Below are 15,917 nucleotides of genomic sequence, written 5' to 3' on the forward strand. Positions count from 1 at the left end.
CTCAATTTGCCTGCACTGAAGCCATCGCGCGCCAGACCGGCCGCAACGCCTGGTGCGCCAACATGTAGGACGGGGTCATCTTGTCGTAGATCGCGGCGAGGTTGCGGTCACGCGGCTCGGCTTCGCCAAGCAGCGGCGTCACCCATTCGCCGACGCACGCATCCATGGACGGGTATAGGCCGACGCAGACCGCGGCGATCATTGCCGCGCCCGCTGCGCCCGCCTCCTCGCGCGCGCTGGTGCGGATGTCGGCGCCCACCGCCGCACCCAGGATCTTGCGCAGCGCCGGGCTCCTGGCGGCGCCACCGGTCAGGCGAACCTCACGCGGCAGCGGCCCCATGGCGGCGTAGCAATCGCGCGCCGCGAAGGCCAAGCCCTCGAAAACAGCGCGGACGAGGTCGGGATAGCCGTGCCGCGACGAAATACCGACGAACCCGGCTCGGGCATTGGCATCGACGAACGGCCCCCGCTCACCCGCCTCCGAGACATAGGGCTGATAGAGCAGCGAGGCTGGCTGCGCGGCCGCGATCCAGGCGTCGACCAGCGCGATCATCTCACCATTGCTGCGCGAAATGCCTTGCGAGGCGAGAATGCCGGAGGCCAGCCCAAGCACCCAGTCGATGTTGAGCGTCGCCGCCATGTTCGACTGCATTTGCGCGAACACGCCGGGCGCCGGCATTGCCATTGTGTAGCCCGTCGCCGCGTCGTTCAGTTGCACATCGTCGGGGGTCTCGGCCAGCCGCATATGCATGCCGGTGGAGCCGATGATCGAGCAGCCGGGCTTACGCTCACGGTCGAGCAGGCCGGCGCCGAGCGCGGTGCAGACAACGTCGACATAGCCGAGCACAACCGGCGTGCCGGCCAGCATGCCGGTGGCATCAGCCGCCGCCTGCGACAGGCCTGTGCTGTGCCTGGTGCCGTCGATGATCGGCGGCAGCAGATGCCTGAGATCGGCGACGCCAAGCACATCGAGCACCTCATCGCTGTAGTCGCGGGTGTGGAAATCGCCGAAGGTGAAGGTCCCCTCGGACGGATCGGTGGCGCGTTCGCCGGTCAGTCTGAAATAGAGCCAATCCTTGCAGTGGAACGCGGTCGCCGCCTTGCCAAGCATTTCCGGCATGGTGCGTTTCATGAAGACAAATTGCGAACCTTGTTGGCAGGCGGCGAGACCGCTGCCGGTCTTCTCGAAGCGAAGCCGATCCTCGGGCCGCGCGCGAATCTCTTCGACGACGGCGGCGGCGCGCGCGTCGAGCCAGAGCCAGCCCTTGGCCACCGGCTCGCCCTTGCTATCGATCAGCCAGGTGCCGTCGCCTTGCCCGGTCACCGCGATGGCAACAGTACGGCTGGCAAGATTGGGCACCTTGTCGGCGAGCTGGCGCAGGGTTGTGGCGGCATCGCTCCATGTGCGCGCCAAATCCTGTTCGGCGCCGCCGCCCGGCAGCGTTTCATAGTGGTTCGGCAGCGCGGCAGCAGCGATCTGCCGGCCCGCTATGTCGAAGGCGATGGACTTGATGACGGAGGTGCCGGCATCAATGCCGATCAGGACGTCACGCATCACGCAAGCTCCATGCCGTGCGAGATCGCCTCGCCGCTCGCCTGATCGAAGACGTGCAGGTTCTTCGGATCGATGCTGACATTGATCGGCGCACCAAGGTCCAGGCGGGTGCGGTCATGCTCGACGAGAACCAGCGAACCGCCGGCGAAGTCGGCGGCGATATGGGTCTGGTCGCCGAGCCATTGGTTGGCTGAAACCCTGGCCGGAACGCCCTCCTTCGAACGCCGGACCGCGTAGGGCCTGATGCCGATGACGACCCGCTCACGACTGAGCAACTGGTCGCGAACCGGAGCGCTGAAGGCGTCCTTGTCGTAGTCGAGCGAAAGGCCGTCGGGCAGCCGCAGATTGATGCGGCCGGCAGTTGTCCCGACATAGGCCTCGAAGACGTTCATCGGCGGTTCGCCGACAAAGGTGCCGGTGAACAGGTTTGCCGGGCGCTCCTTGATCCGGTCTGGTGTATCGAACTGCTGCAGCACGCCGCCTTCCATCACGGCGATGCGATCGGCAAGCGCATTGGCTTCGGTCTGGTCGTGGGTGACCAGGATCGCGGTCAGGCCGCGCTCCTTGATGAAGTGCTTGATGCGCCCGCGCAGCACGGCGCGCAGCTGTGGTTCGAGCTGCCCCATCGGCTCGTCCAGCAGATGCAGGTCGGCCTCGCGGATCAGCGCGCGGCCGAGGCTGGCGCGCTGCTGCTGGCCGCCGGAGATGGAGCTGGGGTAGCGCTCCAATATGTCCTCGATCTCGAGCAGCTTGGCGATGCTGGCGACCTTGGCGTCGACCTCGCTCTTCGGCAGCCTCGCCGCCTTGAGCGCGAAGGCCATGTTCTCGCGCACGGTGAGCGGCGGATAGAGCGAGTAGCCCTCGAAGGCCATCGCCACGTTGCGCTTGACCGGCGCCAGAGTGTGCACCTTGCGGCCGGCAACAGAAATCGTGCCGCGCGAGACCTCTTCAAAGCCGGCGATCATGCGCAGCGTCGAGGTCTTGCCGCAGCCCGACGAACCCAGCAGCGCCACGATCTCGCCCTTGGCGATTTCCATCGTCAGGTTCTTGACGGCGTGCACGCCCCTGTCGATCGGACCGTAGAACTTGTCGACACCTGAAATGGTGAGTGCGCTCTGGCTCATGCCGCTTCTCCATTGCGCAAAGCAACGACGTTCTTCGAGCCGATGCGGTCGCCGCTGGCGTGGTCGAACAGCAAGGCGCTCTTGCCATCGACGACGATATGGGCCTTGCCCTCGCTTCGCCCCGGCGTTCCGGCTGGGCGCGAGACCAGGATCTCGCGACCGCGCACGGTGCGCACCAGCGTGACGATCTTCTCGTTGAGAGGCGTCTCGGCCTCGACCGTAACGGGAATGGCGCCCGGGATACCCTCCTCGACGAAGCTCAACGCTTCGGGCCGCAACCCGATCACGCAGTCACGGCCGACCGCCGTGTCGTAGGCGCCGGCCAGATGGACCTGGACGTTGGAGAGGCCGACATAGATGCCCCTGGCATCGCGCGCAGGCTTGACGTCGAGCAAGTTGATGGTCGGGTCGCCGAACAGCCGCGCGATCTCGATGTTGGCCGGCTCGCGATAGATCTGCTCGGGCGTGCCGAGCTGCCTGATGACGCCTTGCGACATCACCGCGATGCGGTCGCCGAGCGCCATGGCTTCCTTGTAGTCCTGGGTTACGTAGACGACGGTGGCGCCGCGATCGGCGAGCAGGCGCGGCAGTTCGAGCCGCATCTCGAAGCGCAGCTTGGCGTCAACATTGCGCAAGGGATCGTCGAGCAGCAGAAGCGGCGGCGAACCGACCAGCGCGCGGGCAAGTGCGGTGCGCTGCTTCTGGCCGTTGGAGAGCGCGCGCGGCTTGTGCGAGAGCACATGGGCAATCTTCAACAGCTTGGCGACGCTCTCGACGCCGGCCTTGATCGCACTCTGTGAGGAACGCTTGGCCTGCAGCGGTGTCGCGATGTTGTCGAACGCGGTCATATGCGGAAACAGCGCGAAATTCTGGAACGCCATGCCGATGCCGCGGAACTCCGCATCGACATCGGTCATGTCGTCGTCGCCGATGAAGATCTTGCCCTCGTCCGGGTCGATGACGCCGGCTACGAGCCGCAGCAGCACCGTCTTGCCTGCGCCGGATGGACCGAACAGCACAAGGGTCTCGCCATCGGCCACGGTCAGCGACAGATTGTCGAGGACGGTCTGGCTCTTGTAGCGCTTGACGATGTTTCTAAGTTCGAGGCTGGCCATGTCTATCCTTTCACCGCGCCAAGCGAGAGGCCTTCGACCAGATAGCGCTGTGCATAGAGGGCGAGCGCCAGCGTCGGCGTGATCGAGAGCACGATGGCCGCCGAAATCTGGCCGTACTGTATGCCCGAGGAGGTGATGAAGGCGAGCGCGCCGACCGTCACCGGCTGTTTGTCGGCCGATGCCAGCACCAGCGCGAAGACGAAATTGTTCCAAGCGAAGATGAAGGCGAGCAGGCCGGCGGCAGCGATGCCCGGGCCAGCGAGCGGCAGCGCGATCTTGCGGAAGGTGGCGAACCAGGAATGGCCGCCGATGCGATAGGCATATTCGATATCGGCGGGAATATCCTCGAAATAGCCGCGCACGATCCACAGGATCAGCGGCAGGCAGATCAGCTGGTAGACCCAGATCAGCCCGATATAGGTGTTGGCCAGCCCGAGCTTCTGGAAATAGAGGGTGAGCGGCAACAGCACCAACAGAGCCGGCGCGAACTTGAACGACAGCAGCGTGAAGGCGATGTCTTCCGAGCCACGGAACTTGTGCCGCGCGAAGGCGTAGGCGGCTGGAACCCCGAGCAGCAGCGAGACCGCGACTGAGGTGGTCGACAGGAACACCGAATTCCAGAGGTTGCGCATGAAGGCGATGTCGAGCGTGCCGGCGGCGGTGATCAGCTTGCCGGTGATCAACGCCGTGTAGTTGGCGAGCGTCGGCTCGAAGATGAGCTGCGGGGGAATGCGCAGGATGGTCTCGTTGGTCTGGAACGACATCATGAAGATCCAGACGATCGGGAACATGAAGAAGATCACGACCAGCGTCAGTGCCGCACCGCGCAGGATGCGTTCGAGCAAGGAGGTGTGTTCCATGGCCGCCTCCTATGCCTGGCCGCGGGCGCGTTCGCGCAGCCGCAGCCAGTTCTTGATGAAGATGTTGGAGAGGAAATAGGTGATCGCCCACAGGATGATCATCAACGCCGCCGAACGGCCGACATTGGTCGACTGGAAGAAGTTGAGATAGGCTTCGACCTGGAAGACGGTGAGCGTATCGCCCGGCCCGCCTTGGGTCATGGCGTAGATGATGTCGAACTGCTGGATGGAATCGAGCAGGCGAAACAAAGTCGCCGTCAGTATGTAAGGCGTCAGCATCGGCAGCGTGATGCGGAAGAAGACAAAGCTCCGCGGCACGCCATCGAGGGCGGCTGCCTCAAAAGGCTGCGTCGGCAGGCTGCGCAGGCCGGCAAGCAGCAGGATCATGATGAAGGGCGTGTAGACCCAGATGTCGACGAGCACGACGGTAAACAGCGCCGTCGACGGCGACGAGGCCCAGCGGAAATCCTGCAGGCCGATGAGGCTGGCGAGATAGCTCAGCACACCGAAGCCGGGATTGGTCATCAGCTTCCACATCAGCGCGGCAAGTGCGGGCGCCGTCATCAGCGGCATCAACAGCATGATCGAGATGAAATTGTTCAGCGTCGACCGCTTCTGCAGCAGCAAGGCGATGGCGAGACCGAGAAGCAATTCCAGCACGACGGTGGTGCCGGCATAGAGCAGCGAGACCTTGAGCGTGTTCCAGAATTTCGGGTCGGTGAAGAAGGAGATGTAATTGTCGCCCCAGTTGAACTGTCGCGCCCAGGGCTGGCTCAGCCGGTAGCGCTGGAAGGAATAGACGACCGAGGTAAGGAACGGGATCAGAATGCCTATGCAGACCAGCAAGGCCGGCAGGCTGAGCACATAGGGCAGCACCCGCTTGCTGATCCTGAAGCCGGATGGCTTGGGCCTTTGCGATACCACCGCAGTCATCGAGCTGCTCCGTTGTTGCTGTCGCTTCGCCCTGCCGGCCGCCCAAGGGAGCAAGGCGACCGGTCGGGCGAAATAGCGGCCACCTTCCGGCACCGCATCGCAAACGTCAAAAGGTGTGATGAGGGCCGGTCCGCCCAGCAGGCCGGCCCTCGTTGCGACTTAACCGAGACCGGCTTCCTTGAGCTGGCCGTTGATGCTTTCGGCAAGCTTGTCGAGGCCCTCGTCGACCGGCACTTCCTTGGCCACCATCTTCTGCAGCGTCGCCGCCCATTCTGTGGTGAGGTCGAAGAACAGCGGCTGCGCCGTGAACTTGATCGAGGCACCGGCCGCCGAGGCGTCGAACATCTCGACATAGCCCGGATAGCTCTTGTTCAGCTTTTCGCGGAACATCTCGTCCTTCCAGACCGACTTGCGGACCGGATCGACGAAATCCATTTTCGTGGCGCCAAACAAACCATGCTCCGGTCCCGAGGCCCATTGCAGGAAATACCAAGTCGCATCCTTGTCTTTCGAGAAGTTGGACATCGCCAGCGACCAGATCCAGATGTTGGGCGTCGAGGCCTTGGCCTCAGGGTTGGCGGTGAAGGCGGCATAGGCAAGCTTGCCGGCCATCTTGTTGTCGCCGCCATTCATGAAGTAGCCGAGGCAGTCGGCGTCGAAGATCATGGCCGAGGCGCCGGCGCCGAGATCGGTGCCGACCTGGTACCAGGTGTAGGTCGACCAGTCCTTCGGGCCGCTCTCCTGGATCATCTGCACCCATTTGGCATGGAACGCCTTCGAGCCCGCAGTGTTCATCGCCGCCGCCAGCTTGCCATCGGCGGAAACAGTCAAGTCCTTCTCGTTGAAGTTCGAGTAGGCCGACAGGAAGCCCGGATGGATCGTCGCCCAGGAACGCGAGCCGCGAACGCCGATGCCGTAGACGCCACCGCCAATGTCCGTCTGCAGCTTGGCAGCGGTGGCGATCATCTCGTCCATATTGCCGGGAACGCCGACGCCGGCCTTGTCGAACATACCCTTGTTGTAGGTGATGTTGTTCTGCTCGAAAGCCCACGGAATGCACCACTGCTTGGCATCTTCGGAGCCCAGCGCGCCGCCCGGCTTGCCGTTCCAGGCGCAGGACGATTTCACACCCTGCAGGATGTCGTCCCAGGCATAGTTCGGGTTGGTCTTGGCCGGATCCTTGATCCATTCGTTGAGGTCGGTGATCCAGCCGGCGGGGCCATAGGTCCAGGTCATGTAGGCGCCGGTCATGAAGGCATCGTATTCGGGCGAGCTTGCCGAAAGCGCTGCCGTCACCTTGTCGAAATAGACGTCTTCAGGAAACACGTCGTAGACGACTTCCATGCCAGTTAGTTTCTTGAAGTTCTCGAGGTCGGCAATCATCGCATCGGCATAGGGATGCTTGTTGAGCAGGAGCTTGATGGTCTTGCCCTTATGCGCCTGCCAGTCGAAATCCGCGGCAAGCGCGCGGGTCTGCCCCAGATTGAGCAGCGTGCCGGCGGTGCCGGCGGCAAGGCCCATCGCACCCAGGCCCTTGATCAGCCCGCGACGGTCGACTTGTCCGCGCAGGAAGGCGTTAATGAGGTCTTTCTCTTTCTCATGCATTTCGTCTTCTCCTCCACAGGGTAGTTTCAACTGAACTGTTGCCGGCTACCCGACCGGCGTCTCGTCCACGAGCGATCGCGCCGTCCGCTCATCGGTTATCAGCCCCTTGAGATAGCGCCCTTCCAGCACGGCCTTGATGGCACGAACCTTGATCTTGCCGCCGGCGACGGCGACGATCCGGCGGCTGCTGATGTCCTCGCGCGTCAGCGCCATCGCCCGGTTGGAAACGGTCGTCGCCACCGCCCTGCCGGCCTCGTCGAAGAAATGGCCAAGCAATTCGCCGACGCCGCCATTGCGGCGGATCTCCTCCATCTCGCCCTTCTCGATCATGCCGGTGGCTACCAGCGATGCCTCGCGTTCGGCTGTGCCGATACCGGCGAACAGGAGGTCGGCGGAGCGTGCGAGGTCGAAGACCTCGCGGATGCCCTTCTGCCCGAGCAGAACGGTGCGGTCCTCCGCAGTGTTGGCGAACATCGGCACCGGCATCACATAGGCTTCGGCGCCAGTGCGTTCGGCCAGGCGGTGAATGACATCATGCGGGTTGGCCGAGAATTTGCGCGTCAGGCCGCCAAGCAGCGAGACGAAGCGGATCTTGTCGGTCGAGGTGCGCGGCAGATATTCGACGCAAGCGGCCAGCGTCCGGCCATGGCCGACACCGATCAGCGCCTCTTCGCCGCGCTCGATCTCGCGTTTCAAGAACTGCGCGCCGGCAATGCCGAGCGCCTTGAGCGGCAGATCCTCGGAATCGAAATCCGGGACCACCTCGCAATAATCGAGGCCGTAGCGGCGGGACAGTTCGTCTTCAAGCTCGACGCATTCCGAGACTTCGCCGTCGATATAAACCTTCACCAGCCCTTCCTGGTTTGCCTTGGTGATGAGGCGGTGCGCCTTGAGGCTGGTCAGTCCCAGCCGCTTGGCGACCTCAGACTGGGTCAGGCCACCGGCATAGTGAAGCCACGCGGCACGTGTCGCCATGCTGGTTTCATCGTCGCGCAGGAGGCCGTTGCCGAACCCTACCATTTCCACCCTTTGATATTTTTATCAGTTGCTGCAAAATTTTTCACAAGGCTTGATCAGAGTCAAGCGACCGTTTCGCGCAAATCACGACATGACGGCCGAACGGGCTTCAACCGACCGTCTGGCGACGTTCAGTGAACGGTGATGCGATGGGCTCTTCCCGCGTGCATGTCAGCATCGCCGGGTTTCAGCCTTGCTTTTGGATTACCGCTTTTTGATCACGCCAGACGCGTGAAGGTGAGCGCGCCTTACGCGCCGGCCTCCGGGCTGTCAGCCTCGGCGCGAACAAGCTTGATATCGGCGCCTGCCGCCCACGCACCGACATCTTCCCGTCGCAAGGCCGCCGCCATCATGTCTGGAAACAGATCCGGCGTGCAGGCGAAGACCGGGATGCCGAGTGCCGCCACCGATCCTGCCATCTTCGGGTCATAGCCCGGCCTGCCCTGATCGGTCAGCGCCAGCAGCACCACCACATTGACGCCGGAGCGGACGAGTGCCGCCAGCCGCCGCAGCAATTCCTGGCCGTTGCCGCCTTCATAGAGATCGGTGATCAGCACCATATGCGACTTGGTCGGCCGTTCGATGCGGTCGGCGCAGTAGGCGACGGCCTGGTTGATGTCGGTGCCGCCACCGAGCTGCACACCGAACAGGACCTCGACCGGATCACTCAGCTCCTCGGTCAGGTCGACGACGGCTGTATCGAAGCAGACGAGCTTGGTGCGCACCACCGGCAAGGAGGCCATCACGGCAGCGAAGATCGAAGAGTAGATCACCGAGCTTGCCATCGAGCCCGACTGGTCGACGCACAGCACGACTTCGTCCAGATCGACCAGCCTGCGCTGCTTGCGCATGAAGCCGACCAGTTTTTCCGGGACGATGGTTTTGTGCTCGGGCTGGTAATGGCGAAGATTGGCCGAAATGGTCCGCGGCCAGTCAATGTCACGCTGCCGGGGACGGTTGGTGCGCTGCGACCGGTCGAGTGCACCGCGGATCGCCTCGGCGGTCTTCTGCTCCAGCCGCTGCATCAGCTTGGCAACGATGTCGGCGATGATCGTACGAGCGATATCCTTGGTCTTGGCCGGCATGACCGAGCGCAGCGAGATCAGGTCGGCGACGAGATTGACGTCGGCCTCGATTGCCTTGAGGAATTCCGGCTCCATCAGCATCTGCTTCAAATTGAGCCGTTCGAAGGCATCCTTCTGGACGATCTGCACGATCTGCGAGGGAAAGAACGATCTGATATCGCCCATCCACTGCGCCACCTTCGGCGCCGAGCGACCAAGCCCGCCGCGCCGCTTGCGCGGATCGGCGGCGGCATCGCCGGTTCCGTCGCCGTAAAGTGCATCAAGTGCCGCCGACAGCCGCTTGTCGGTATCGGACAGCGCTGACGAGGTGTCGTCATCGGCGCCGATCGCCAGGCGCCAGCGGCGCTCGCGCCCATCGCCAGCCGGCTCGGTCTCGTTGATGGCGGCCTCGTCATCCATTGCCGTTCTCGCTCATCAGCAAAGGCCGAAGCCGTTCCAGGTGCCGGCGCCAGGCCTCGTCGCCGTTGGGCGTCGGCGTCAACCCGGCCGGCAGGCGCCTGGCGCGGCCAAGGACCGCTTCGATCAGCCGCCGCCGCTCCATCGAATCCAGATGCGAAAACACTCGGCGCAGCAGCGGCAAATGCGCGATGAAAGCGTCTTCGTCGAGCGATTTGAGCCAGGCATCGACCGCGCCGCGCAGACCCTCGTCATAGATCAGCCTTTGGCCGGCGGTGCTGAAGAAACCTTCGAAGAACCCTGCGGCTTCCGTCACCGGCGTGCCCGGCGACAGCCGCCGTTCGATCAGGCCCGCTGCCGCTTCGGCGGACAGATGGCCGGCTTCGTAGAGTAGATGCGCGGCACAGCCGGCCACCAGTGGGGTCGATCGCGATCCGTCCAGCACGGCCGCCAGTCCATTGCGCCAGGCATCCAGAACGTCCTGTTCAGGCTCGACCAGCTTGATCGCCTCATCGGCCTTGCGCATGGCCCCGACCAGCGCCGTCGAAGCCTGGGCGTCGAGATCGCGTGCCGCGTAAGGGAGCGCGATGCCGCCTTCGACGATCAGCCGCTCCAGCAAGCCGGAAAGACGCGCCGTTTCGGTCTTGCGGGCTTCGCCATAGCGGATGATTTCGGCGAGTGGCGGCACCGATGCCAGGATTTCCAGGCATTCGCTGCTGCGCGCCGCGCGTTCCTCCAGCATCGCCAGCCCGGCGGTCGAGGCCTCGGACAGGTTGGCCGTGATGGCGCCCTGGACCAGCGCCGCCAGCGCATCGAGAGAGGTCGCGATGCCGATCATCTGGATCAGCCGGCCATTGGCCGCCTTGTCGATGGTTGGTCCATGGACCAGGTTCTCGACCAGGCGAACGGCATATTCCGGCTCCCACGCCAGCGTCCAGCGCTCTCGAAACGTGCCGCGGCTGCGCCCGCTGTCGGTCAGCCTGCCCCAATGCACGCCAAGCACATTCAGCCGGTGCAGCAAGGTCGAGCGGAACAGTCCGCTTTCGCTGCGCAGATCGACCGACAATTCGCGCTCCAGCGCCTCCGGCTTCAACCGCGCCGCCTTCTGGTTGCGCTGCAGATCCTCGATCAGCGGCGCCAGCGGGGTATCGGGTGGAATTTCACCGACATCGGCGCCCAGAAGCAGTTCGGCTTCTACCAACGCCCACAGCACCGCTTCGCCGTTGAACAGAGCGGCGATCGCGGCATCGCGCAATTCCTCGAAACCGGGCTTTGGCCGCTCGCGGATCACGGCCAGCGTGCGGGCCAGCCGTTCGGCTTCGATCAGCGAGGCGGTCGACACCATGTGCCCCTTCGCCCGCAGCACTGTGGCGATGCGCGCGAGCCACAGGACCGAGGCGTCGCCTAGCCCACGCGTCCGCCACAGATGCTTGCACCAGCCAGGCGCGACGACGCCGGCCCCATAGCCGAGGCCGAGCGCCAGGCGCGGGCCGGTCCACGGCGCCCAGGTCATCGTGCTCTTGCGCCGGGCAGGCCCCTTGAGCAGCGCCTGGTCCTCCTTGAGCGGACGCGTTACCTGCAGCGCCGGCACATGGAAGGCGCCGCAGACGACAGCGATCGGCCCGTCGACTTCCTTGCGCGCGGCGGCGATTTCAAGCCGCATATGGGCTTCGCGCTTAGCCTCGAATTCGGCAAGCAGGCCTTCACCTTCGCGCAGCGTCGTCATTGCATCGGCTATAGCGGCGAAGATCGGGCCGGGCTTAGGGTTCTGCTCAACGACATCGGCCCACCAGCTCTCGCCGTCCTCATAGCCGGCGGCCTGTGCCAGCGTTCCGATCGGATCACGCAGGTGCGGTGCCGTCTCAGCCTCGACGGTGACTTCCGTTCCATCGGCATCGGCTTTTTCCGTGGCCTCAGCCGGTGCGACCCGGGCCGAAGACGGCAGGTCGATGAAGCGCAATGTCGCGCTGTTGGCGACAGCCCACAGCGTCGCCTGATACTCCGGCGAGAATTCGGCGAAGGGCCAGAAGCTCGTCGAGGCCGGATCGTCCTCCGGATAGCACAGCAGCGCCACCGGCGGCTGCATTTCGGGGCGGGCGAGCAATGGCAGCAGCGCCGATGCATCGGCCGGGCCTTCGATCAGCACGGCGACCGGTTTCAACTCCTGCAACGCCTGCACCAGGCTGGCGGCGGAGCCGGGCCCGTGATGGCGTATGCCGAAATAGGAAACGTCGCCAAGTGCCATGGCGTCAGATCGCTGCGTTCAAGGCCGCGTAGTAGCCGGCATAATCGGGCCGCTTCTTGAGCACGGTTTCCAGATATTCCTCCAGCACCAGCTTGTCCTGCACCGGATCTTTCACGATCGCGCCGACAAGGCTGGCAGCCAGACCTTCAGCGCCGAGCTTGCCGCTGTCGAACCAGGCCGCCTGGCTGAGGCCACCGACCATGGTGGCGATGGCTTCAGCCGTGGACAGCGAACCGGACGGCGTCTTCAACGTCACCTTGCCATCTGATGTCGCGCCGGAGCGCAACTCGCGAAAGATAGTCAGAACGCGGGCGATCTCCTCGCCGACATTCTTCGGCACCGGCAGGTCGAGACCGCCGGCCATCTCGCCGACGCGCTTGGAGACGATCGCCACTTCCTCCGCCATGTCTTCAGGCAAGGGCAGCACGACGACATTGAAGCGGCGCTTCAGGGCCGAGGACAGTTCGTTGACGCCCTTGTCACGGTTGTTGGCGGTGGCGATGATATTGAAGCCACGCTGCGCGTAGATCGAGGTGTTGAGTTCAGGGATAGGCATCATCTTTTCGGACAGCACGGTGATCAGCGTGTCCTGCACGTCCGAGCCCATGCGCGTCAGTTCCTCGAGGCGGCAGAGCTTGCCATCCTGCATGGCGCGGAAAAGTGGCGTCGGCATCAGCGCGTCATGGCTGGGGCCTTTGGCCAGAAGCTGCGCGTAGTTCCAGCCATAGCGGATCTGGTTCTCGTCGGTGCCGGCCGTGCACTGCACGATCAGCGTCGAGTCGCCCATGATGGCGGCGGCGAGATGTTCCGACACCCAGGATTTGGCGGTGCCGGGGACACCGAGCAGCAACAGTGCGCGGTCGGTGGCGAGCGTCGCCACGGCGGTCTCCATCAGTCGGCGGCGTCCGACATATTTGGGCGTTATCAGCGTGCCGTCGTCAGCCTTTCCGCCGAGCAGATAGGTCAGCACCGCCTTGGGCGACAGGCTCCAGCCGGCGGGCCTTTGCCGGTCGTCATTGCGCGCGAGCGCCTGCAACTCGGCGGCGTAGGCCTGCTCGACCGGAAGACGGATGGCTGCGTTCATTTGCTGTTCTCCGGATTGATCATGTGTTGGTTCAAGGCCCGGCCAAGGATGCGTTGAGGCGCAGAAGACCGAGCGACGGTGCTGCCGGCGCCATGCCGGCCGCGACGACATCGCCGATCAATTTATCCGCCGCCGCCGCGGTGACGAGAAAGCCCAGCGTTTCTAGAAGCTGGTCGGCGCCGCGCTTCACGGCATCATCGTTTCCCGCGACAGCGGCGCGCAGCGCCGGCAGCGTCTTGCCGTTCGTCAGGTCGGCCCAGTCCAGCCAGCCTGCTTCGATGCCCTCGGCCAGGCTGAGCGCACCGAGATATTGCGTGTCCTTCAGGATCAGCCTGATCAGGACACGTTGCCGGCGACTGTCCAGACGCGGCATCAAATGGAGGACGAAAAGCGCCGGCTTGCCGCCCTCAGCGACAAGCGTATCGGCCATGTGCGTGACCGACGCATCGCTGCCTGACGCGGCGACCATGCGGGCGACAAGGATATCGACATTGTTGTCGGCGCCGAATTGCCACGCGCCGATGAAGTCGGGTTCGGTGACGCCGAAGCGCGCGGCAAGATCAACCAGGTTGCAGGTTTCGAACAGTTCGGCGCGGCGCCGTTCCTGCGCCGGCGATTTTAGGGTTGCCGGCGTGTAGGTGGTGCGGCGGCGGATGAAGCCGGATTTGCCTTCGGTGATGAAGGCGGCGAGTTCGGCCGTGGGATTTTCCTGCCCGCCATCGCCTGGCTGGCCGTGCTGGCCCAACCGCGCAAGCAGCCGGCCGGCCAATTCGCGCACCTTGCCGGAACGATCGGCGGACAGGCTTTTCAGGAAGGGCACGTCATCGGGCCCCAGGCCGAAATGCATGAGTGCGATGAGCGGGAGCCTGATCTCCGCCGGCTCGCTTGATCCCTTGGTCTCGATCAGCTGCCGGGCCACAGCCGGCGCGGTGCGGCGCATATCGGCCAGCGCACTGCGGCGCGCGGCGGGATAGAAATCATCCCAGTTCTGCGCCGTCAGTTGCTCCCGGTCTGTGTGTTTTTCGCCATCCACGCCAGCCTGCCAATCGATCCAGGGTGCATAGACATCCGGGCTGGTCTGATCCGACGCGGCCGGCATCCAGTCCATCGGATGAAGCACGAAGCCGCGACTGGCGACGAGGGCCACCACACGCGACTTGGCTCTTGCGTCGGCGGCGTGTTTCAGCGCAGCCCGCAAAGGTGGACGCAGCCGCTCCGGCAGCATGGGCAAGGCAAGCTCGGGCAGCGGCGGGCGACGCTTCAGCGTCTTTGGTGCTGCCGGCCGCAAGGCAATTTCGAGGGCTTGCGCGGCGATCGCCAGCAGCCGGCGTTCACGCTCCTCGGGGTTGGCACCGGCGGCGATCTCTTTCCACGCGGCCGGAGCGAGGTCAAAGCTGGTTCCGCCGGTGATCCACCTATCGCGCATGGTCGCGAGACCAGTCTGCTCGATCTCGTTCACGACAGATCAAGCCTCCCGAACCCGCTCTGCGCCGCTAGCAAATGAAGTCGGCTGCCGCTCCAAAGGGTCGCCGTTGCCGCGAGGTCCAGCCCAAGCAGCGTTGGGTTGACCGTATCGGCGATCGGCAAGGCGATGCCATGGGGATTGTCTGCGGACTGCCACCAGGCATCGCCACGATCGTCCAGCAGGATCGCGCCGGGCGGAAGCATGATAGGACAGTCGGTGAGCCATGGGGCCGTGTCCTGGTGAGCGACATGGGACGCAAGCGGATCGGCCGCATCAAAGCCGAATGCCGGCCATTGCCCTGACGAGACATCGCCCTTTCGATCCACCACCAGCGCCCGCAATGGCTGGCGTGCCGGATAAAAGACCAGCCGCGCATCGAAGCGATCGCCTGGCGTGAACGCGTTGGACCGGCGTCCGGCAGAGGCCGGGAAATAGTCGAGCAGCAGGGCGAATCGCGGACTGGCGCTGTTCAGATCGAGCAGCCAGGTCGAATGGCTGACAAGACCGTCGCGGCGCGTCTCGATCTTCTCGCCGAGCACCTCCCAGACGCTGTCGACCTGGATCGCGTCGGGATTGGCGAGGACCTGCTCGCGGCTTTCCGAAGTCGATACCAGCCGCCGCAGCTCGGCGTCATCAGGTGTCGATCGCCAGGCCTTGGCCAGCAATACGAGCTTTCCGAGTTCGCGGATCGCGGCGTCCGGGCGCTCTTCGCTGCGCAACCCCATCAGCCGGGATGGAATATCGTCAATGCGGCCGGCAAGCGCTGTCGCTTTCATGTCGACCAGCCGCGCCGCGATGCGGCGGCAACGATCGCTGCTGTTGTCGACAAAACCGGCAAGACCAAGTCTCAGTTGATCAGCGATCCATTGATCGAGTTCATCCAGCGCCGCCGAGACCGAGGAACGCGTATCCTGGGCGCGCTTGCGCTGCGCGGCCTCGCGGCGTTCGATCGCGGCTGCGTCCTCGACGGCAGCGCTTTCGTCGTCGCGCAAGGCCTCGCCAATGCTCTTGCCTCCCGCGGCGGGCACCGGTGCAGCCGGCTGCGACGTCGTCTTCCGACGACGGCCGAGCCAATCATTCACCCATTCCGGCGTCGAGTCGGCTGCAACAAAACTGGCTGGCGTGGTGGCGGCGATCCACATCAGCGCCAAAGTGTGCTTGCAGGGAAATTTTCGTGACGGGCAGGTGCATTTGTAGCCGTGGTCGCCGGTGTCGACGACGACGCGATAGGGGTTCGAGCCGGAGCCCTGGCATTCTCCCCAGATGATCGCCAGCTGTTCGCTCTTTTCGAGCCGGGGCCAGTTCGATTGCTTTGTCAACCTTGAAGCCGCGCTCAACGACGCCTGATCGGGCGCGAGCGCTTCGATGGTCTTCAAGTCAAATTCCAAGCCGCGCCTCTCATCGCTCGAACGATACAGGGTGCCAGTATAGAG

General features: G+C 64.3%; 12 protein-coding genes. All 12 read right to left on the reverse strand.

The window, feature by feature from the left end:
• Position 1: 1 nt before the first annotated feature.
• Positions 2-1,555, reverse strand: a complete 1,554-nt coding sequence (locus A3A9_RS0108175) for an FGGY-family carbohydrate kinase (protein WP_027058347.1) — start codon at positions 1,553-1,555, stop codon at positions 2-4.
• Entirely contained in the window at positions 1,555-2,679 is a 1,125-nt protein-coding gene (locus tag A3A9_RS0108180) for an ABC transporter ATP-binding protein (RefSeq protein ID WP_027058348.1), read from the reverse strand. The genes A3A9_RS0108175 and A3A9_RS0108180 overlap by 1 nt, the downstream gene beginning before the upstream one ends.
• The gene (locus tag A3A9_RS0108185; RefSeq protein ID WP_027058349.1) at positions 2,676-3,794 is read right to left on the reverse strand and encodes an ABC transporter ATP-binding protein; all 1,119 of its coding nucleotides are present in this window, start codon (positions 3,792-3,794) and stop codon (positions 2,676-2,678) included. The genes A3A9_RS0108180 and A3A9_RS0108185 overlap by 4 nt, the downstream gene beginning before the upstream one ends.
• Before the next feature lie 2 nt (positions 3,795-3,796).
• Positions 3,797-4,654, reverse strand: a complete 858-nt coding sequence (locus A3A9_RS0108190) for a carbohydrate ABC transporter permease (RefSeq protein ID WP_027058350.1) — start codon at positions 4,652-4,654, stop codon at positions 3,797-3,799.
• Between the two features lie 9 nt (positions 4,655-4,663).
• On the reverse strand, positions 4,664-5,587 hold the full coding sequence (locus tag A3A9_RS0108195) for a carbohydrate ABC transporter permease (RefSeq protein ID WP_023777019.1): 924 nt from the start codon (positions 5,585-5,587) through the stop codon (positions 4,664-4,666).
• A gap of 159 nt (positions 5,588-5,746) precedes the next feature.
• Positions 5,747-7,192, reverse strand: a complete 1,446-nt coding sequence (locus A3A9_RS0108200) for an ABC transporter substrate-binding protein (protein ID WP_027058351.1) — start codon at positions 7,190-7,192, stop codon at positions 5,747-5,749.
• Between the two features lie 45 nt (positions 7,193-7,237).
• A complete protein-coding gene (locus A3A9_RS0108205; protein WP_027058352.1) occupies positions 7,238-8,212 on the reverse strand; it encodes a sugar-binding transcriptional regulator in 975 nt (324 codons plus the stop codon).
• Between the two features lie 245 nt (positions 8,213-8,457).
• Entirely contained in the window at positions 8,458-9,693 is a 1,236-nt protein-coding gene (locus tag A3A9_RS0108210; protein ID WP_027058353.1) for a VWA domain-containing protein, read from the reverse strand.
• Entirely contained in the window at positions 9,686-11,935 is a 2,250-nt protein-coding gene (locus A3A9_RS0108215; RefSeq protein WP_027058354.1) for a DUF5682 family protein, read from the reverse strand. Before A3A9_RS0108215 ends, A3A9_RS0108210 begins: the two co-directional genes overlap by 8 nt.
• A gap of 4 nt (positions 11,936-11,939) precedes the next feature.
• Positions 11,940-13,019 (reverse strand): ATP-binding protein, encoded by a 1,080-nt coding sequence (locus A3A9_RS0108220; protein WP_027058355.1) that lies wholly within the window; start codon positions 13,017-13,019, stop codon positions 11,940-11,942.
• A gap of 31 nt (positions 13,020-13,050) precedes the next feature.
• Entirely contained in the window at positions 13,051-14,478 is a 1,428-nt protein-coding gene (locus A3A9_RS0108225) for a DUF5691 domain-containing protein (RefSeq protein ID WP_027058356.1), read from the reverse strand.
• Complete coding sequence (locus A3A9_RS0108230) at positions 14,475-15,860, reverse strand: SWIM zinc finger family protein (RefSeq protein ID WP_245278993.1); 1,386 nt, start codon at positions 15,858-15,860, stop codon at positions 14,475-14,477. The genes A3A9_RS0108225 and A3A9_RS0108230 overlap by 4 nt, the downstream gene beginning before the upstream one ends.
• Positions 15,861-15,917 lie beyond the last annotated feature (57 nt).

This window comes from Mesorhizobium loti CJ3sym (assembly GCF_000472785.1).
Taxonomy (GTDB): domain Bacteria; phylum Pseudomonadota; class Alphaproteobacteria; order Rhizobiales; family Rhizobiaceae; genus Mesorhizobium; species Mesorhizobium loti_E.

What these genes read in the sequence shown, in the direction of transcription:
- A3A9_RS0108175 (WP_027058347.1), bottom strand. Translation starts at nt 1,555, where the DNA reads ATGCGTGACGTCCTGATCGGCATTGATGCCGGCACCTCCGTCATCAAG.
- A3A9_RS0108180 (WP_027058348.1), bottom strand. Translation starts at nt 2,679, where the DNA reads ATGAGCCAGAGCGCACTCACCATTTCAGGTGTCGACAAGTTCTACGGT.
- A3A9_RS0108185 (WP_027058349.1), bottom strand. Translation starts at nt 3,794, where the DNA reads ATGGCCAGCCTCGAACTTAGAAACATCGTCAAGCGCTACAAGAGCCAG.
- A3A9_RS0108190 (WP_027058350.1), bottom strand. Translation starts at nt 4,654, where the DNA reads ATGGAACACACCTCCTTGCTCGAACGCATCCTGCGCGGTGCGGCACTG.
- A3A9_RS0108195 (WP_023777019.1), bottom strand. Translation starts at nt 5,587, where the DNA reads ATGACTGCGGTGGTATCGCAAAGGCCCAAGCCATCCGGCTTCAGGATC.
- A3A9_RS0108200 (WP_027058351.1), bottom strand. Translation starts at nt 7,192, where the DNA reads ATGCATGAGAAAGAGAAAGACCTCATTAACGCCTTCCTGCGCGGACAA.
- A3A9_RS0108205 (WP_027058352.1), bottom strand. Translation starts at nt 8,212, where the DNA reads ATGGTAGGGTTCGGCAACGGCCTCCTGCGCGACGATGAAACCAGCATG.
- A3A9_RS0108210 (WP_027058353.1), bottom strand. Translation starts at nt 9,693, where the DNA reads ATGGATGACGAGGCCGCCATCAACGAGACCGAGCCGGCTGGCGATGGG.
- A3A9_RS0108215 (WP_027058354.1), bottom strand. Translation starts at nt 11,935, where the DNA reads ATGGCACTTGGCGACGTTTCCTATTTCGGCATACGCCATCACGGGCCC.
- A3A9_RS0108220 (WP_027058355.1), bottom strand. Translation starts at nt 13,019, where the DNA reads ATGAACGCAGCCATCCGTCTTCCGGTCGAGCAGGCCTACGCCGCCGAG.